This is a genomic window from Propionispora hippei DSM 15287 (genome assembly GCF_900141835.1).
Classification (GTDB): Bacteria; Bacillota; Negativicutes; order Propionisporales; family Propionisporaceae; genus Propionispora; species Propionispora hippei.
Genome location: NZ_FQZD01000042.1, coordinates 17,014 through 33,792, shown reverse-complemented (window position 1 = coordinate 33,792; position 16,779 = coordinate 17,014). Strand labels below are relative to the sequence as shown.

General features: G+C 49.2%; 17 protein-coding genes and 1 riboswitch. Of the genes, 3 read left to right on the top strand and 14 right to left on the bottom strand.

Annotated elements, in window-relative coordinates; genetic code table 11:
• Positions 1 to 276: 276 nt before the first annotated feature.
• Entirely contained in the window at positions 277 to 1,113 is an 837-nt protein-coding gene (locus tag F3H20_RS17035) for a class III extradiol dioxygenase subunit B-like domain-containing protein (RefSeq protein WP_149736063.1), read from the bottom strand.
• Positions 1,114 to 1,151: 38 nt separating this feature from the next.
• Positions 1,152 to 1,868 (bottom strand): N-acetylmuramoyl-L-alanine amidase, encoded by a 717-nt coding sequence (locus F3H20_RS17030; RefSeq protein WP_223191819.1) that lies wholly within the window; start codon positions 1,866 to 1,868, stop codon positions 1,152 to 1,154.
• Between the two features lie 152 nt (positions 1,869 to 2,020).
• Between F3H20_RS17030 and F3H20_RS17025 the strand changes: the two genes are divergently transcribed.
• Entirely contained in the window at positions 2,021 to 2,824 is an 804-nt protein-coding gene (locus tag F3H20_RS17025) for a transglycosylase domain-containing protein (protein ID WP_149736061.1), read from the top strand.
• Between the two features lie 108 nt (positions 2,825 to 2,932).
• Here F3H20_RS17025 and F3H20_RS17020 read toward each other — a convergent pair whose 3' ends face one another.
• The 7 genes from F3H20_RS17020 to F3H20_RS16990 form a co-directional block, all read right to left on the bottom strand.
• Positions 2,933 to 4,267, bottom strand: a complete 1,335-nt coding sequence (locus F3H20_RS17020) for a PepSY-associated TM helix domain-containing protein (RefSeq protein WP_188128387.1) — start codon at positions 4,265 to 4,267, stop codon at positions 2,933 to 2,935.
• A 120-nt stretch (positions 4,268 to 4,387) separates the two neighbouring features.
• Positions 4,388 to 4,561: riboswitch (cobalamin riboswitch) on the bottom strand.
• Positions 4,562 to 4,722: 161 nt separating this feature from the next.
• Positions 4,723 to 5,115 (bottom strand): 30S ribosomal protein S9, encoded by a 393-nt coding sequence (gene rpsI / locus F3H20_RS17015; protein ID WP_091748029.1) that lies wholly within the window; start codon positions 5,113 to 5,115, stop codon positions 4,723 to 4,725.
• A 23-nt stretch (positions 5,116 to 5,138) separates the two neighbouring features.
• Positions 5,139 to 5,579, bottom strand: a complete 441-nt coding sequence (gene rplM / locus F3H20_RS17010; RefSeq protein WP_149736059.1) for a 50S ribosomal protein L13 — start codon at positions 5,577 to 5,579, stop codon at positions 5,139 to 5,141.
• Between the two features lie 311 nt (positions 5,580 to 5,890).
• Positions 5,891 to 6,724, bottom strand: a complete 834-nt coding sequence (locus F3H20_RS17005; protein WP_149736058.1) for a PTS system mannose/fructose/sorbose family transporter subunit IID — start codon at positions 6,722 to 6,724, stop codon at positions 5,891 to 5,893.
• A gap of 16 nt (positions 6,725 to 6,740) precedes the next feature.
• The gene (locus F3H20_RS17000) at positions 6,741 to 7,547 is read right to left on the bottom strand and encodes a PTS mannose/fructose/sorbose/N-acetylgalactosamine transporter subunit IIC (protein ID WP_149736057.1); all 807 of its coding nucleotides are present in this window, start codon (positions 7,545 to 7,547) and stop codon (positions 6,741 to 6,743) included.
• A 43-nt stretch (positions 7,548 to 7,590) separates the two neighbouring features.
• Complete coding sequence (locus tag F3H20_RS16995) at positions 7,591 to 8,094, bottom strand: PTS system mannose/fructose/N-acetylgalactosamine-transporter subunit IIB (protein ID WP_149736056.1); 504 nt, start codon at positions 8,092 to 8,094, stop codon at positions 7,591 to 7,593.
• Between the two features lie 2 nt (positions 8,095 to 8,096).
• Positions 8,097 to 8,534, bottom strand: a complete 438-nt coding sequence (locus F3H20_RS16990; RefSeq protein ID WP_149736055.1) for a PTS sugar transporter subunit IIA — start codon at positions 8,532 to 8,534, stop codon at positions 8,097 to 8,099.
• A gap of 366 nt (positions 8,535 to 8,900) precedes the next feature.
• Between F3H20_RS16990 and F3H20_RS16985 the strand changes: the two genes are divergently transcribed.
• Both F3H20_RS16985 and F3H20_RS16980 read left to right on the top strand, forming a co-directional pair.
• Positions 8,901 to 10,820 (top strand): BglG family transcription antiterminator, encoded by a 1,920-nt coding sequence (locus F3H20_RS16985; RefSeq protein ID WP_149736054.1) that lies wholly within the window; start codon positions 8,901 to 8,903, stop codon positions 10,818 to 10,820.
• A gap of 10 nt (positions 10,821 to 10,830) precedes the next feature.
• Positions 10,831 to 11,409, top strand: a complete 579-nt coding sequence (locus tag F3H20_RS16980; RefSeq protein WP_149736053.1) for a hypothetical protein — start codon at positions 10,831 to 10,833, stop codon at positions 11,407 to 11,409.
• A 175-nt stretch (positions 11,410 to 11,584) separates the two neighbouring features.
• On the opposite strand, the gene F3H20_RS16975 is transcribed toward F3H20_RS16980, so the two are convergent.
• From F3H20_RS16975 to F3H20_RS16955, 5 genes are all read right to left on the bottom strand, one after another.
• Complete coding sequence (locus tag F3H20_RS16975; RefSeq protein WP_149736052.1) at positions 11,585 to 12,937, bottom strand: sn-glycerol-1-phosphate dehydrogenase; 1,353 nt, start codon at positions 12,935 to 12,937, stop codon at positions 11,585 to 11,587.
• Between the two features lie 320 nt (positions 12,938 to 13,257).
• Positions 13,258 to 14,034 carry a tRNA pseudouridine(38-40) synthase TruA gene (truA, locus tag F3H20_RS16970; RefSeq protein ID WP_223191818.1) on the bottom strand — a complete coding sequence of 259 codons (777 nt, stop codon included), beginning with the start codon at positions 14,032 to 14,034 and terminating at the stop codon, positions 13,258 to 13,260.
• Between the two features lie 14 nt (positions 14,035 to 14,048).
• Complete coding sequence (locus tag F3H20_RS16965; RefSeq protein WP_149736051.1) at positions 14,049 to 14,870, bottom strand: energy-coupling factor transporter transmembrane component T family protein; 822 nt, start codon at positions 14,868 to 14,870, stop codon at positions 14,049 to 14,051.
• Positions 14,864 to 15,730 carry an energy-coupling factor transporter ATPase gene (locus F3H20_RS16960; protein ID WP_149736050.1) on the bottom strand — a complete coding sequence of 289 codons (867 nt, stop codon included), beginning with the start codon at positions 15,728 to 15,730 and terminating at the stop codon, positions 14,864 to 14,866. The genes F3H20_RS16965 and F3H20_RS16960 overlap by 7 nt, the downstream gene beginning before the upstream one ends.
• On the bottom strand, positions 15,721 to 16,554 hold the full coding sequence (locus F3H20_RS16955; RefSeq protein ID WP_149736065.1) for an energy-coupling factor transporter ATPase: 834 nt from the start codon (positions 16,552 to 16,554) through the stop codon (positions 15,721 to 15,723). The genes F3H20_RS16960 and F3H20_RS16955 overlap by 10 nt, the downstream gene beginning before the upstream one ends.
• Positions 16,555 to 16,779: the final 225 nt, after the last annotated feature.

Genomic DNA, 16,779 nt, shown 5'->3' with positions numbered 1-16,779 from the left:
AAGTAAAACCGCAGGAATAGCGGCCCCTATTTCAAGGTTTGCTGACGCAGCCAGGCGGAAAAAGCTCCGTCAGGACGCGCAGTGTGAATTAATCAGTGCTTACCTAGAGCGTGTTTTCAAACTAACGGAATGATCCATGTCGCAAAAAAACTCCTTCAGCGAGTGTTTCGGATAGTTTGAAAACCTGCCCTAACCCGCCCAGCGGTATACCCTTATAACAAAAAGCACCTGCTTGTCCGCACACGTCCGGTCAGCAGGTCTTTTCTTTTATTATGATTAATTCATTTTGTCCAATGGCTGGATTAATACCGTTCCGTAACCGACACCAAAAGGTCCCTCATAGGCCAGCACATCGGCCTTCATGTCCAGGCCGCCAACCACGCCCATCAGGAACGCTAAAGGAGGCAGCGCGCATTCTCCGGCTTCCGCCACCAGCTCCTTGTCCATTGTCAGCACAGCCTTACTGTTTAAGCTGGCCACTGCCGCCAAAACCTGTTTGTCAAACTCGGCTCCCTGCGGGCTATATCCCTGGGGTGACTGGTCCGACAGACGGTGGGACAACTCACCGGACGCGATAACCGCCACCTTTTTGCCCACGGCCTTAATGGCCGCCTGCACTGCTTTTCCAAAGGTATACAGTTCCTCATAGGGCAGCGTGCCGGCCGACAAATGGACTAGCTGTCCCTTGAAACCGCCCTTGTGCAGATAGTAGAGGGGAATCAGCGAGCCATAGTCAAGAGCCAGGGAAAGCTGGTGTGTCTTGGCCTGATCGTCGGTTAGTTCCATGACGTTCACCCCCAGCCTTGCGGCTTTTTTTAAGATATGTCTTGTCAAAAGACCGTCGGTTTCAAAGGCCAGCATAACCTCCGCTGCCCCAAAGTCAGCCAAATTGCCCTTGAGGCGCGGGTGAATACTGACACAGATCGTATCGTCCAGGGCCGGTCCGTGGGGGCTTAAAATAACCACGGTCTGCGTGTTATTTTCCTTTATCCGCTGCGCCACCTGTTCGGCTGCCTTAACAGTAGCCGCCAGATTGTGTATGTCGTCTCTGCCGATTTCCGGTATCATAACCGGTGGATGGGGCATTAATGCACAGGCCACTAAATTATTCATTAGAATCGCTTCCTCCCGAATATCACAACAACTCATGCTTATTGTCCCGCATTCCGGCTGAAATGATACGCCAAGGCTTTAACAATATGCTCGGCCAGTTGGTCCTGATAAACGGGATCGGCTAACAAAGCCGCTTCTTTTTTATTGGTCAGATAACCTGTTTCCACCAGCACGCCAGGTACCTTAATCGCGTTGAGAATAAGAATGTGCATATCCTGCTTAGCCTGGCGGCGGTTGCCGGGAGGAAAATTCTTTAGCGCCTGCTGCATGGTCTCGGCAATTTGCTTATTGGCTTCGAATTTAGGGCTGTAAAATACCTGAGCCCCGGACTGCTCAGGCCCTTTGATCGCATTGCAATGGATACTGACAAACAGCTCGGGCTTCGCCTTTTCAATTAGCTCAATCCGGGTCAGAAGATCATTCCGTTTACCGCCCTTACCACGGGTATAGTAGTCAATATCCTCCTGCCGGCTCATAAACACTGTAGCTCCGTTCTTTTCCAGCAGGGCTGCCACCTTCCCGGCAATGGCCAGGGTAACTTCCTTTTCGATCACGCCATAACCGCTGGCGCCGGTATCAATACCGCCATGCCCCGGATCTATGGCGATCTGCCTTCCCCGCAAACTTTCCAGGCTGACATTTTCCAGCGAATCGGCCGCTAAAAAACGGATAGCCAAATAATTAAGCACCAACACAGCCGCACCAAACAGCAAAAACGGCTGCCAGTTTTTCCGCTTTAAGGACAAAATCCACATGCTCATCCTCCATCCCCAATAACCCGCCAGTTCTCCCTATCATCATACTCACCGGGGCGTCGGGCTATGCGTAGTTTAGCCACATATGGTCAAAAAGGCCCTGGTGGAGTAAAATAATAACAGAAACCTATCTTTAAGAAGTAGGAGGATATATGCGCAAAGGTCGATTTTTACTATTTCTTCTGATTCTGTTCCTGGCCTCCTTCTGGTGGGCCGGCGGCGCCAGCGTGGTTTCCGTCCTGCCGTCAACAAAAGGATTGGTCTCCGAACAGGTATCACAGCAGGTATCACAAATGAAGGATGCCGCCATGACAGCCGACGCACCGGGACTATGGCGCAGACTATACCGGCTGGCGGCATTGAAAAGCGCCGTCCGCGATAAACTGGATACAACGGGCTATGTCCCGCTCAATCAGATTCCCCTTACCATGCAGCAAGCCATCATTGCCGTGGAGGACAACCGGTTTTACCAGCATGTAGGACTTGATGTGGAGGGAATTCTGCGGGCCACGCTGGTTAATATGCAGGCCGGTGCCATTGCTGAAGGGGGTAGCACCATCACCCAGCAATTGGTGAAGAATCTCTTTCTTTCCCACGAGCAGACTATGGGTCGCAAGCTGGAGGAAGCGCTCCTGTCATTAGATCTGGAGCTTCGCTACTCAAAGGATGAAATTCTGGAAATGTATCTGAACACCATTTACTTCGGTTCAGGCAATTACGGTATCGGTCAGGCCAGCCAGGAGTATTTCGGTAAAAAGCCGGCTGAACTGAATCTGGCCGAATGCAGCATGCTGGCCGGCTTGCCAAATGCCCCCTCGCTTAATTCGCCATACGTCAATTTCGCGGCAGCCAAGAAAAGGCAGGCCATTGTCTTAAACGCCATGGTCAAACACAATTACCTCGGGCCGGATACAGCCCAGGAAGCCAAACTGCAACCCATTGTTCTGGCAAAATAGAAAAATGATGCCGGTATTATTCTTAAAGCTGGAATCAGTGTAATATCACTGTTCCCAGCTTTTTTCTGTTTACCTATATAAATCTGATTGAAAAGTTTACAATAAGTATCAACTATGTGTTACTTGGGAATTTCTTTCCCGCCACAAAAAAATGCTTAGCAAGGCTACAGCCAGCCAGGCAAGGGTGCCGGCAAATTCCCCCACTGTTCCGTATAAGGGAAGAAACAAGCCCAGCAGACTTAAGCCGGCCAAAATACCCGGCCATTTCCAGGTTGCTGCCGTCGGCCGGTTGAGCGATGGCGTGGCAACAGAAGAGCGTTCTATTTTTTCACCTTTCCTGAGCCACCCCAGCAGACCGGATAGAATAACAAAAATGAGCGCTATATCCAGAAGGGCCCATAGAATCTTTAAAATAAGCAGTTCGTGATTGTGGATGTGCAGTTTCAACATATAGCCGGCAAAAAACAAATAATCCGGTAAAGGTTTTGTGAAATATTGCGGCTCCATACCTTTTTTGTCCGGGATAAAAACAAGCTGCCCCAAAAAATCCAGCGGATTCTCTGTCGCCGGTGTAATGTAGAAAACATAAGCCGGCGGCGACTGCCTTCTATCCGGTAAATCAAGCGAAAGGATCACATCGTCAGGAAAGGTTTCCATTACAAAAGATTTGGCTTCAGCCAGGGAAAGATGTTTTCCCGCCGCCGGAGCTGACTGCCAATAGTCCTGGGCCGCCGTCTTTGAATCCTGAATATACAAACCGTAGCTGAGTGAAAAAACAACAATAACAACGCCGCTAAAACATAAAATAATTGCCCAAACAGCCGTTACAATGCCCAAAAACTTGTGCCAGCTAAACCACCGCTCCCGCCAACTGCGGTTGCCAATCAGGGCAAAGGGGCTTCGTTTCATAAACGGCCCGTAAAGCACGCAGCCGGACACAACCGAGACCAGGCTCAAAAAGCACATGAAACCTAAAAACACCATCCCGCCCTTGCCCATGCCAAGATACATATGCAGACGATGCATCTCATGCATGAATTCGGCCAGCCAGGGGTATTTTATTTTCTCCTGGTGCCAGGGCTGCAGGGTATGGTCTGACGGATAATAGGCAAGCTGCTCGCCACCCATGCTTAACCGGGCAGCGACCGGCTTGTTGCTGTCCTTGTCCTGAACCCGAAATAGTATTCTTCCCTCATCGGGCTGGACCGAAATACTTCGTATCGACTTGCCGGAATAGCCTTCCTTCACTAATCTTTCCCCAGCGTCTACTTCCCTCCAAATTTGCCTGTAATCTGAGGCGGGATGCATATTTTCTTTATCCAAAAGATTAAAGTCATGGATTTCCGTCTTAAATAATAACGGCAGCCCCGTAAGGCAAAGCAATAGAAAGAACAGCAGGCAAATGAAACCAATCCAGCGGTGAATTTTATACCAATAACGCATAGTTTTTCCTCCTGAATTGAAAATAAAAAAGAGCCTTTTCCGCACACATATGCAAAGAAAAAGGCTCATGCAAAAACCGCAAGCAAACCAAATCCCCCTCCCCATCTCTCGCAGGTCATAGCGGCGATTGTTGAACAGGCAGTTCTCCTGACTCAGGTTCCTCATCGGCTCACACCTTCCCAGAAATATATCCAGTGGCATCTTGTGAGCGACTCCCCTTACAGTGGCGGGACCGTGCCGGCTTGTACCGGCTTCTCTATTAAGCGCAATTGCACCTGTTCCAAATCTGTTATTTTTCTCGCTTACTATACTGCACTTTTGGGGAAATGTCAATTGGTACTTTATTAAGTATTCTTTATGCAGTCAAATTGTTGAAAAATAATAGCTTAACTTATTCGGTAAATAGAAAAAGACCCGCACCAACCAGAGTTGATGCGGGTCCTGCTTTGAATAAATTAACGTTTCGAGAACTGCGATGCTTTACGGGCTTTCTTAAGACCGTATTTGCGGCGTTCTTTTTCACGGGGGTCACGAGTCAGGAAGCCGGCCTGTTTCAAAGACGGGCGGTACTCGAGATCCACTCTAAGTAAAGCACGGGAAATGCCGTGGCGAATGGCGCCTGCCTGTCCGGAAGGACCGCCACCCTCTACCTTAGCCAATACATCATACTTACCAATCGTTTCGGTAAGATTTAATGGCTGTTTTACAATCAGTTCAAGAGTTTTTAAACCAAAATATTCAACAAGCGGACGGCCGTTGATAATTACATTGCCTTCTCCCGGAACCAGACGAACTCTGGCAACCGAAGTTTTTCTGCGGCCTGTGCCGTAGTAGCTAACTAATGCCATACTCATGTTCCTCCTTTCCGGTATTATCTAATATCAAGTTCCAGTACTTCCGGTTGCTGAGCGGCATGCGGATGATCAGCACCTTTGTACACGTTCAATTTGCGGTACATTTGACGTCCCAGGCTATTTTTCGGCAGCATGCCTTTAATAGCGATTTCCAGAACTCTTTCCGGCTTCTCAGCCAGCATTTTTCCGGCAGTAGTGAAGGTAGTACCTCCTGGATAACCGGAATGACGGAAATATGTTTTTTGGATCAATTTTTTACCAGTAAACGCTACCTTAGCTGCGTTTACTATGATGACATGATCTCCTGTATCAACATGCGGAGTAAAAGTCGGTTTATGTTTTCCGCGAAGAATTTTGGCTACTTCAGCGGCTAATCTACCTACAGTCTTGCCTTCAGCATCTACAACATACCATTTACGTTCTACGTTGGCTGCGTTTGCCATAAATGTTGTTTTCATAGTATCCCTCCTTGTTGCAAAAGTTACGGGTTGGTTAGATTCTGAACCTGAATTCCGGGGCTAATGGAATACATGGCATAAATCTCATAAAAACATTTTAATCAATCTGACTGGTAAAGTCAAGGATTATCGAGGGATAATTTGCATTTTTTATCAGGAATGCTCTATCTTTTTTATAAATTGGAAACTTAATACGATTCCGACAGGAAAACCTGTTAAGGCTTCCCAGTGCAACAAGTCTTTGAGCGGCTTTCGCCATCGAAAGCCGCTCAAAGATGAAACTCCCCTCAGGATGCCCCACAAGTGCTTATTTATACAAATATATTAAAGAAACCACCGACAACGCCGATTACAACCATCAGCAGAATGATTCGGACCGAGGTCCATTTCTTTTGCAGCAAACCATATACACCCATCGTAGCGGCCAGCGGCAGAATATGGGGCAAGATCGCGTCGAACAGGCTTTTCTGCAACGAGAACTCCGCCCCTGAAGTGACGACAGTCAGACCGCAGGTCACCTTAACATAGTTTACGATCAGTCCGCCCATAACCATGCAGCCCATGATCGAAGCACCCTTGAGCAGCTTATTCAGTATGCCGCGCTCGAGGAAATCCATGATGGCATCACTGCCCGCATGATAGCCAAACATGAAGTTTCCTACGGAGATAATGTACGTAATGGCGAACATCACCACTGCGTAAATCACTGCGCCCCATATATTTCCGTCCCCGGAACGGGTAATATCAATACACAATGCCAGTAATATCGGAATCAGAACGCCCTGATAGATGGTATCGCCTATGCCCGCCAACGGACCCATCAAGGAGGTTTTTATATTGGTGATGAACTCATTTGGAATATCCTTGCCCATCGCCTTTTCCTCTTCCAGTGAAATGGCCAGGCCGAGAATACAAGAGCCAAACTCAGGATGGACGTTAAAAAACTCCATTTGGCGCGTCATCAGATCAATCTGCTTTTCTTTATTATTCGGATACAGATATTTCACAACCGGGAGGAATGTATGGGCACACGCCATACCCATCATACGTTCATAATTATAGCAGGTTTGAACCCAAGTTTCCCAAATCAGGGCGGCTCGGATCAGAGCGTTTTTTGGAATTAGCTTCTGTTCGTTGTTAACCATGCTGTCCCACCTCTCTTCAATCATCGTCCGGATCGTAGTCCGGATCATAGTTCTTGGAGGATGCACCACCAGCCGATGCCGCCGCCGGAGTCATATTACCAGTTACCTGAATATAGAGGATCGCCCCCAACAGTCCAAGGATACCCTGCTCAATCAAGGTCAGCCCGGAAACTGTAGCAATCATAAAGCCCAGGAACAGGAAGATGCGCGCCTCACCTTTGAAGATATACTGCAGAGTAATCGCAATACCAAGTGCAGGCATCAACCCGCCGATAATCTGGAAGATTTGCAGCGGCTTTCCTGCACACATTTCAATGAAGGACTGAATATAATTTGCACCGAAGTATGCCGCAAGTGTACAGGGAATAACACATATTACAGCGGAGAAGATCTGCGGGAGGATGACATTTGACAGGTATAGTCGATTAAACTTCCCCTCCGCAACCCACCGGTCACCCAAGTGAACGAAAACAGAGTCAATGGTCATACGCAAATACCATACAATCGTACCCAATAGTCCCAGCGGAACCGCAATCGCCAGTGCCGTGTTTGCATCGAGATGACCGGTGATTGCATACGCAGTACCCAGAACACCGGCCAGTGCCATATCTGCAGGCATCGAACCACCGGCGGAAATAAAGCCCAAATACACCAGATTGATTGTGCCGCCAACGACAGCACCGGTAACCGGATCGCCAAGGATCCAACCGGTTAGGAATCCGCAAACCAACGGCCTTTGCAATGTCCATAAACCCACAAAGGGCAGATTGGCTTCGGCCAGCCAGTACAGGATGCCGCACAGAATTGCCGTCATTAAAGTCATAGCTTCCTCATCCTTCCTTCTTGCTTTTTTTTCTCACAAACTCTTACAACCCAAAGTTTTCCTTAGCTTTTTTGAGCGCACCGTCAATTTCGACGACACTCTGCTCAGGAACAAGTTGATAGTACACACGTACGCCAGCGTTCTTGAGTTCCTCACAGGCCACCACCTCGTCCGGACTGAGCGCAACGTTGTTGATGAATGGCTTCCGCTCGCCGCGGATACCGGCACCTCCCAGATTCACCTCCTTCAGCGGAACACCTGCCTTGACCAACCGGTTGAAGGTAATCGGGGTCTTGGCCAGGATAATGATCCGTTCGTCCTCCACACCGGGAACCATCAGCTTTTCCGCCGCCTTTTCAACACCATAGACAATCACCTTGGTGCCGACCGGTGCCAGTGCCTTAACCACCCGCACATTGAAGGTGTCCTGTACAACCTCGTCGTCCACAATCATGATGCGATTACCTCGCATTGTCGGCGTCCATGCCGTCACCACTTCGCCATGAATCAGGCGGTCGTCTACGCGAGCCAATACCACATTTCTCATCCTTAGTCCTCCTCCTCTTCTTCTGTCGAGTCCTCCAAAATTTTCCCAACATCTGCAAAACTTCCCTCTGCCGCTGCAATTGCGGCGTCACAGATATCTTGTGCCGTTACATTCTCCCCGTCACGCATCATCAAAGCAGTCATGAGCATCGCGAGGTTGATTCCCGTAATGTGGAATATCTGATGCTCACGTGTCAACGACACAACTGCGTTAAACGGAGAGCCATGCATGAGCTCGCTCATAAAAATGATATTTTCAGAGCCATGCTGTTCGATCTCATCCTGCAGTTTTTCGGTCAAATTGGTCACCGATTGCTCGGGATATAGGCTATGAGCAGCTATATTCTTCTGCGGCCCAAGCAGCATCTGAACCGTATTCAGCATACCCTTGGACTGTTCTCCGTGTGATACCAAAACAACACGGAACTTGGGACTGTTCATCAGCGAATCATCCTTTCCTTGGCTATTTCGTGTAGCATGGCTTATGTCGCTATCATCATATCATGGCTGCCTGAACGAATTGCACAAAGATATTGCGGTTAAATCCCGAAATTTACATCGCTCACAATCACGCACTTTCCTTCCATAAACCCAAAGAAACTTGTAATCATTTTTCGCAATTCTTGCTGTATTCCGATTTTTGCGTTTTCGTCATTGTGCGCAAAAAACCAAATCCAACGATTACACTTTTAATGATATACTTACTGTATATAATAATACTTAACTATGATGTAGCGTAATCTGATGAAACTATTGTTTGCCTGAAGCCTCGGTTTGCTCATTGTTATAGGAAAGTAGGGTACATTTATGTTGAATTTGCGAAAACTTGAAATTATTTTGGAGCTCTGTGAAAATGCCGAAAGCTGGGTTACCGCATCTCACTTTGCCAAAAAGCAGCAGGTCAGCTTGCGCACCATTCAAAATGATATCAAGCAGATAAAAAATGAACTCACAGCTGCATCCTGTGTAGAATTTCAAGCGGCCCCCCGCAAGGGATGCCGCATCACCATCACCGACGATGCAGCATTCCCCGCATTCAAGGATTTCTACTATAAGCAGTTCACATCCTCATCCATGTACCAAAACGGCAGAATCAATCAGATTCTGCTACTGCTTTTAGAACAGCACCGCGCGATGTCCCTGTATGATCTCGAAAACCAGATATATGTTTCACACTCGACCTTACTCAACGATTTGAAGTATGTAGCGGAGATTCTCGAAAAATATGGTCTTGAGCTTTTGCGCAGTTCCAATAAGGTGATGATCGACGGCAGTGAGGTGAACAAGCGGTTGTGCATTCTGGATCAGAATCTGGTGATCACCAATGCCACTGAAATTTTTTCCGGGAACAGCGATAACAGCACCATGGATCGAATCAAGAATATCCTGGTAGAAACCTTTGTATCCTTCAAGCATCCGGTAACCGAGGCCACACTGAATAACACGATTGTGCAAATCTATGTCGCCCTGCACCGTATGCAATCCTGCTTTTTCATCACGCCTACAGACCTTAAAATCACTGAAAACCTGGCGCCTGAATGCGAAATTGCCACTGAGGTTTACCAGCGTATTTCCGAGGTGTTTTTCATCCGTATTCCCGAAGCGGAAATTGACTATTTCGCACTTTATATGAAGGGGCAAGGGGACTTTGGCCGTACAGATGTAATCTCCACAGAGGTGGATCATCTGGTACTGGAAGCCCTGAAAGAGATTAATAAGGCCCATGATATTGATCTGACCAACAATTTGAAACTGCGCATTGCGCTGGCACTACACACCGCACCGCTGATTGTACGAATTAAATATGATATGCAGCTCAAAAATCATCTCGTGGATTATATCCGGCAGGCCTTCCCCCAAGGGTTTGATTTAGGCATTTATTTTGCGGCCTACCTGCAAAAAATCTTCCATAAGCGTGTATCGGATGAAGAGATTGCCTTTATCGCCATCCATCTGTATAGTGCGCTGGTGCAAAAGCAGAAAGAAGACGGCACAAAACGCATTCTGGTCATCTCATCCATGCGGCAGAGCGAGAATATTCTACTGCGTCAAACCTTGCTCAACTGGCTGTCAAACGATATTGCCGAGCTGGCTTTTATATCGCCAACCGAAATGTCTGATTCGCAACTGGATCTGTATGACATTTTTCTGACGACGGAAAAGGGTGCCTATTATGACATGGGCCTCGCGTTTTACATCAATGCCTTTCCTAACCAGCAGGATTATCTCAATCTGAAACTAGCGGTAGACGGCTTTAAAAATATTGACGATATCGCCTCGATTTTCTATAAGGATCTATTCTTCATCAGTCACGGAGAAAACCGAGAAGCTATCATACGTCGTTTATGCCAGAGTGCAACAGCGCATTTTCATATCGAAGACGGTGATTTGCAGAATGCTGTATTACAACGCGAGCAGCTTGGCAGCACCTTTTTCGGCAACGGCATAGCCGCACCACATCCTATCTCCGCCGTTTCGTCGGATTCCTTTGTGGCTGTTGCGGCTTTACCGCAGCCGGTTGAATGGGATAAAGACAAAAATATGGTGAAACTGGTACTCATGATTTGTATCGGCAAGAATAATACCAAGGCGTTTCACCTGTGGAATTATTTATCCACCGTGTTTGCCAATCGTTATTTCGCAGAACAGCTAATGGTCAATCCGAGCTATCATAATTTTGTTCGCTTGCTAAAAGAAACCATCGCTGAAAATTCCAAAACGAAATGAGGGCTTTCGCATGACTGTGAATCAAGCAATCCTTGCCGTGCAGGGTAAACCGGTAGGTATGCTGAATCGTTTTTCCAGCGGCTATGCTGAGTCATTACTCCTGCCCGGCGAAGCAGTACTTGCCGCCGTTGAGGCAAATATTCGCACAAGCCGTGGACACTATCCCGGCATCGTAGTCGTTACCGATCAACGCATCCTGGCAGTCTGCGGTCTTCCCGGTATCCGGCGTTCCATCATTCTTCAGAGGAATGAGCTGGAACAATGTGCGGAGACCAGCACACTACTTCAATATCGCGCCTCCTTTCTTACCCGCACAGCCACCTTCAGTATGTCTGTCAGCCCCGATGTGGGTGAAGCTTTTTCTGCCTATGTTGCCCAAATCAACGGCGAGGAATTTGAAGATATCCAACTGGATACAGGCAATAGCATTCTCAATCCCAAACTGCTGCACAGCCTAAAACGCAACAAATTACGCCGTGAACGGGAGAAGGCTCGCACCGCTGCCAGAGATGCCTCGCTCCAACGTGAGGCCGCGGAAAACCCGGTACAGCCTGACACTACGGAGCCGCCGCCAAACGAGGCTCCGTAATTTCAACTATTCCAAACGATGTGGCATATGTTTAGCCGCGCTGACAATTTGTTGAAAATATAAACAACGAGGGCAAACGCCCTCGTTGTTTCATTGTACGCCATTAACGAGATTTACTCGCAGCAGCAATACCTTCGGCCATCAAGCCATGCTGAGTTAACAGTTTTAAAATCCCTTAGCTGTTTACAAAATCGACAACTTTTTGCGCAAGTACTTCCGCAAGTCCCAGATCGGCTATCATGGACAGCATCGTGTACCGGGCCCGTGTTTCTTTGGCATATACCAGCGCATTGTAAAGACGCCCGGAATCAAACCCAATTTGTGCCGGAGCATAAGGCGCATCCAGACCTTTCAGAATTTCAATCATACGGGCTGCGCTGGGCATATTGTCATCCATTGTCTTGACGATGGCATCCCAATTTTCCTCGATCGCATCAATCCGGGCAAGTCGGCCGGCTATCTCGTTCTTCCTGGCATCATGTTCGAGTGCGATAATCGAGTTGGCAGATGCGCCGTAAATCCTGGTAATATTCTCTTCCCATGCCGCCTGATCATACAGCTTCGCGTTGGCGCGCGCTGTCGCAAAGTCCGGTCTGGATTCACGCAGAAACTCGGTCATTTTCAGAATCATAACGGTCCCTACAGCAACTTTGGTGCCATGGAGCACCGGAATCTTCCCCTCCTGTAGCTCCAGCGTTTCCCAGAAGTGGCACACATGATGCTCACTGCCTGCCGCCGGCCGGGAGTCACCAATAAAGCTCATGGCTACACCAGTGAGGACCAGCCCCTCCATAATATCGCCAATAACCTGTGGGTCACGGCCAGCCACCTGATCCGCGTTTGACAATACATTTTTAATGCACCCGGTCACCAGATTCACAATCGCATCACAATAATATTCACCATTTACCAGTTTGGAAATACGCCAGTCATTGAGGCAGGTGAATTTCCCCAATAAATCGCCCAAGCCTGCCGAAACCATGCGCGGCGGTGCCCCGCAGAGAACATCGGTATCACCGATAATGAACAGCGGAGTCTGCGCCGGAATCGTAACCTTCATGCTATTGATAATCAGCGCAGCACCGGAAGAAGCAAAGCCATCCATCGGAGCGGCGGTGGCAACAATGGCGTACGGAACTCCCATCTGATAGCTGAAGAAGCGGCACATATCATTAATAGAACCCGTACCAACGGCAACGACCAAATCACATTCCCGGTCGGCATCAATCATCAATTCGCCCAAAGCCTTCTCATCGGGAATAAACCGTTTTCCCGTAAAGATATGTGCCTTTGCTTTGATTCCGGCCTCCTGCAGAATTTGCATCACCTTCTCTCCGGCAATGCCATAGGTGATTTCATCACAGGCAATGAACAGCTTACGAAAACCGTATTTCTTTACGTATGCCGGCAAAGCATTCATTGCATTGGCGCCAACCGTAACGCCTTCCAAAGCCGTGGAATGAGTCCTGCCACAAGAACATAGAAATGGGTTGCCCAGATAATCGACTAGCTTGCGAGCATTCGCCATAAGTATTACCTGCCTTTCACAAATAAGAATATAAGGAGGATTGTTGTGCGAATTGCACCTTTTGAACTGAATCCAATCTTTCTGCTCTCCTCAGTCTGTTCTTATCTTATCAAAGCAGCATGAACAAAAAAGCCAAATGTTTTGCATACAGAAAACGTAATTTAAGGATAACCTGTCGGCAACCATAGCATGTTTGACGACAATAGCAGGTAAATAAAAATAAACGAACTGCGTAATTTCCCGAAAATCCGCAGTTCGTTCTTAATTGCAAAAAGTGAGGAATTACGAAATGACAGCAAAGGAGGCTCCCTTGCTGTCATTTAATAATATACCTCTTTCAGATAAAGTCCCTGGGGCGGTGCCGTAATCCCCGCCTGATTACGATCCCTGCCTGTCAGAATGCGGGCGAAATCCGCCTGTGAGCGTTTCCCTGCCCCCACATCCACCAGGGTTCCGACCAGATTGCGAACCATGTGGTATAAAAAACCGGTTCCCCAAAAGGAAAGCTCAATGAGCTCCCCTTTGGGTCGGCAGACCGCTTCCAGAATGGTGCGCACCGGATTGCGTTCCGGACCGCCGGCCGCCTGGAAGGCGGAAAAGTCATGGGTTCCCACAATGAACTGCGTGGCTTGATGCATCGCTCTGTGATCCAACGGCTGCCGGATATGCCAGCTATACTGACGAAGGAACGGATTGGCAACAGGCTGGCAATAAATATGGTAAACATAAACTTTGCTCTGCGCACTGTAACGGGCATGAAATTCGGCCGGAACCTCGCAGGCTTCCCGTATCACAATGTCCGGCGGCAGCAGGCCCTGCATAGCGGCCGGAATCCGTTCGGTCGGAATGCCGCCGGTTCCGGTAAAGAAATTAACTACCTGCCCGTAAGCGTGCACACCGCTGTCGGTCCGTCCGGCACCGGTTATTTTGACCGGATGGCTGCAGAGTATCGCCAGCCGCTCCTCCAGGATGGCCTGAATGCCGCAGGCATTGGCCTGCCGCTGAAAACCATGATAGGCAGTACCGTCATAGGCAACTGTCAGTTTAATATTGCGTTCCCCGGTCGCCGGTTCGTTAAAAATGACATCCTTTCTCACACCGGTCCTCCCTTTCAAACCGCTGCCAGCGAGGCGCCAAAGTATAACCGCAGCATGGCTACTGCAAGCAGGAGAAGTATAATAACACCAAAGGCCGCCAGGTCTCCGCCGGTAAAGGCAAGCTCCTTCATCCGGGTCCGCTGTTTACCGCCGCGATAGCAGCGGGCTTCCATCGCGGTAGCCAGCTCGTCGGCCCGTCGAAAAGCACTGACAAACAAAGGCACTAAGAGCGGAATCATATTCTTGCTGCGCTGTACAAGATTACCGGAGGTAAAATCAGCCCCCCGAGCCGACTGGGCTTTCATAATGCGGTCGGTTTCATCCAACAGGGTGGGAATAAACCGCAGGGCAATGGTCATCATCATCGCCAGTTCGTGGGCCGGCACACCAAGCTTCTGAAAAGGTTTCAACAGGCGTTCGATAGCATCGGTCAGGGCGATCGGTGAGGTAGTAAAGGTCAGCAGGGACGATACCACGATCAGCAGCATCAGACGGCCCGTCATCAATATGCCCTGCGCGATTCCCTCGCCGGTGACTGTAAACGGTCCGACTGCGGCAACCGGATTTCCCGGCGTGGAAAAAACATGGACCAGAAACGTGATAACCAGAATCATCCACAGTGGCTTGACCGACTTCACCAACATAAAAGAAGGAATGCCGGACACCCAGGTGATCACAAGGATAAAGAGCAGAAAAATAAGATAGCAGGAGTAATTAGTTGCTAGGAGAATCGCCGAAATAATCAGCAAAACAGCGATAATTTTCGTCCGGGGGTCAAGGCGATGCACCGGCGACTGACCGGGGAAATACTGCCCCAGTGTAATATCTGTCAGCATGGTTTGTTCCTCCTCAGTGCGGCAGCAATCGTTTCAATGCCTTCCGGTACGGTGATGGCCGTATCTTCTACCGCCAGGCCCCGTTTCTTTAGGCTTTGCAGCAAAGCGGTAATCGGCGGCACCTCCGCACCGGCCTCTACCAGCGCCTGCCGCTGCTTGGTGAAAATGTCCCGCGGCGTTCCGTCCAGGCACACCTGCCCCTTTCGCATAACAATCAGGCGAGTAGCCATCTCGGCAATTTCCTCCATATGATGAGTGACCAGGATAAGGGTAAGGCCTGTTTTCCAGTATAGCTGCTTAATATGAGCAAAGATTTCACTCCGGCCCTTAGGGTCCAGACCGGCCGAAGGTTCGTCCAGAATCAGATAGCTGGGCTGCATGGCAATGACGCCGGCAATGGCCACCCGGCGCATCTGACCGCCGCTTAATTGAAAAGGCGAACGTTTGGCATAGCTGTTAAAATCCATATTGACAAACGACATGGCCGAACGCACCCGGTTTTCCACTTCTGCTTCGCTCAATTTCAGATTGCGCGGCCCGAAAGCAATGTCGTCAAAAATAGTTTCTTCAAACAATTGATGCTCGGGATATTGAAAGACCATACCGATTTTTCGCTTGGCCTGCAGGATCTGCGGTCCTTTTCCCTTAAGGTTCACGCCTTCTAACAGCACGTCGCCGCTGGTGGGTGACAAAAGGCCGTTTAGATGCTGCAGCAGCGTCGATTTGCCTGAGCCCGTATGGCCGATAATTCCAATGCATTCGCCGGGCTTAATCTCCAGGTTGATATCGGCGATAGCTGTGCGTTCATAGGGAGTTCCCTTCATATAAATATGCGTGACCTGATTTAGTACTATGGACATAATGCCACCGCCAATGCTTCATTGGTAATAATTTCACCGGGAAGCTTCCAGCCTTTTTCCCTGAGGCGTTGGGCTACTTCCGCCGCGACCGGTACATCCAGGCCGATTTTTTTCAATACGGCCACCTGGCTGAATACTTCGGCCGGGCTGCCATCCAACTGGATACTCCCCTGATGCATGACAATGATCCGGTCAGCCGTAACGGCCTCCTCCATAAAATGCGTAATATAGAGCACCGTCATTCCTTCCTCGCGGTGCAGCTTGTGCACAGTGGCCAGAACCTCACTGCGGCCCTGTGGATCAAGCATAGCCGTCGGTTCGTCCAGCACCAGACAGCTAGGACGCATGGCCAGCACGCCGGCAATGGCAATTCGCTGTTTCTGACCGCCCGACAGCAGGTGCGGCCCGTGCTGCCGATATTCGGTCATGCCAACCTGAGCCAAGGCCTCCTCTACCCGCCGGACAATCTCCACCGGCGGCAGGCCCAGATTCTCCGGCCCAAAGGCCACGTCCTCCTCCACCAGCGTTGCTACAAGCTGATTGTCGGGGTTTTGAAACACCATGCCTACCGTCTGCCTGATCTGCCAAAGCTGCTCCGGTTGACGGGTATCCATGCCATTAACAAAACAACAACCCTCAGAGGGTTGCAGCAGGGCATTCACATGACGTGACAAGGTGGACTTGCCCGAACCGTTCGTGCCGATAACAGCAACAAACTCTCCCTTGGCGATGGTCAAATTGATACTTTTTAAGGCGTCTACCCGGTTTCCTTCATTATCGGTATAGGTATGCCCCATATTCTCCAGCGCAATAAAAGCCTGCATATTCCTCTCTCCCAGTCTCAGCGATTCAATTCCTCTGCTGTATCTTCGTGAGTTCGGCGCTCGCCTGCTCAAACTAACTGTATTGAGCAAACGAACATCGACACCGCGAAGCGAAACAAAGACGACCAAATGGTCGCCTTCATTTTTCACCTGATCTCTCCGATCATAATAGAACGGACTAAGGCTTATGCCCGCGTCCTAAGAGACCTGGCCTGAGCCAAGTCT

What these genes read in the sequence shown, in the direction of transcription:
- F3H20_RS17035 (WP_149736063.1), bottom strand. Translation starts at nt 1,113, where the DNA reads ATGAATAATTTAGTGGCCTGTGCATTAATGCCCCATCCACCGGTTATG.
- F3H20_RS17030 (WP_223191819.1), bottom strand. Translation starts at nt 1,868, where the DNA reads ATGTGGATTTTGTCCTTAAAGCGGAAAAACTGGCAGCCGTTTTTGCTG.
- F3H20_RS17025 (WP_149736061.1), top strand. Translation starts at nt 2,021, where the DNA reads ATGCGCAAAGGTCGATTTTTACTATTTCTTCTGATTCTGTTCCTGGCC.
- F3H20_RS17020 (WP_188128387.1), bottom strand. Translation starts at nt 4,267, where the DNA reads ATGCGTTATTGGTATAAAATTCACCGCTGGATTGGTTTCATTTGCCTG.
- rpsI (WP_091748029.1), bottom strand. Translation starts at nt 5,115, where the DNA reads ATGGCATTAGTTAGCTACTACGGCACAGGCCGCAGAAAAACTTCGGTT.
- rplM (WP_149736059.1), bottom strand. Translation starts at nt 5,579, where the DNA reads ATGAAAACAACATTTATGGCAAACGCAGCCAACGTAGAACGTAAATGG.
- F3H20_RS17005 (WP_149736058.1), bottom strand. Translation starts at nt 6,724, where the DNA reads ATGGTTAACAACGAACAGAAGCTAATTCCAAAAAACGCTCTGATCCGA.
- F3H20_RS17000 (WP_149736057.1), bottom strand. Translation starts at nt 7,547, where the DNA reads ATGACTTTAATGACGGCAATTCTGTGCGGCATCCTGTACTGGCTGGCC.
- F3H20_RS16995 (WP_149736056.1), bottom strand. Translation starts at nt 8,094, where the DNA reads ATGAGAAATGTGGTATTGGCTCGCGTAGACGACCGCCTGATTCATGGC.
- F3H20_RS16990 (WP_149736055.1), bottom strand. Translation starts at nt 8,534, where the DNA reads ATGAACAGTCCCAAGTTCCGTGTTGTTTTGGTATCACACGGAGAACAG.
- F3H20_RS16985 (WP_149736054.1), top strand. Translation starts at nt 8,901, where the DNA reads ATGTTGAATTTGCGAAAACTTGAAATTATTTTGGAGCTCTGTGAAAAT.
- F3H20_RS16980 (WP_149736053.1), top strand. Translation starts at nt 10,831, where the DNA reads ATGACTGTGAATCAAGCAATCCTTGCCGTGCAGGGTAAACCGGTAGGT.
- F3H20_RS16975 (WP_149736052.1), bottom strand. Translation starts at nt 12,937, where the DNA reads ATGGCGAATGCTCGCAAGCTAGTCGATTATCTGGGCAACCCATTTCTA.
- F3H20_RS16965 (WP_149736051.1), bottom strand. Translation starts at nt 14,870, where the DNA reads ATGCTGACAGATATTACACTGGGGCAGTATTTCCCCGGTCAGTCGCCG.
- F3H20_RS16960 (WP_149736050.1), bottom strand. Translation starts at nt 15,730, where the DNA reads ATGTCCATAGTACTAAATCAGGTCACGCATATTTATATGAAGGGAACT.
- F3H20_RS16955 (WP_149736065.1), bottom strand. Translation starts at nt 16,554, where the DNA reads ATGCAGGCTTTTATTGCGCTGGAGAATATGGGGCATACCTATACCGAT.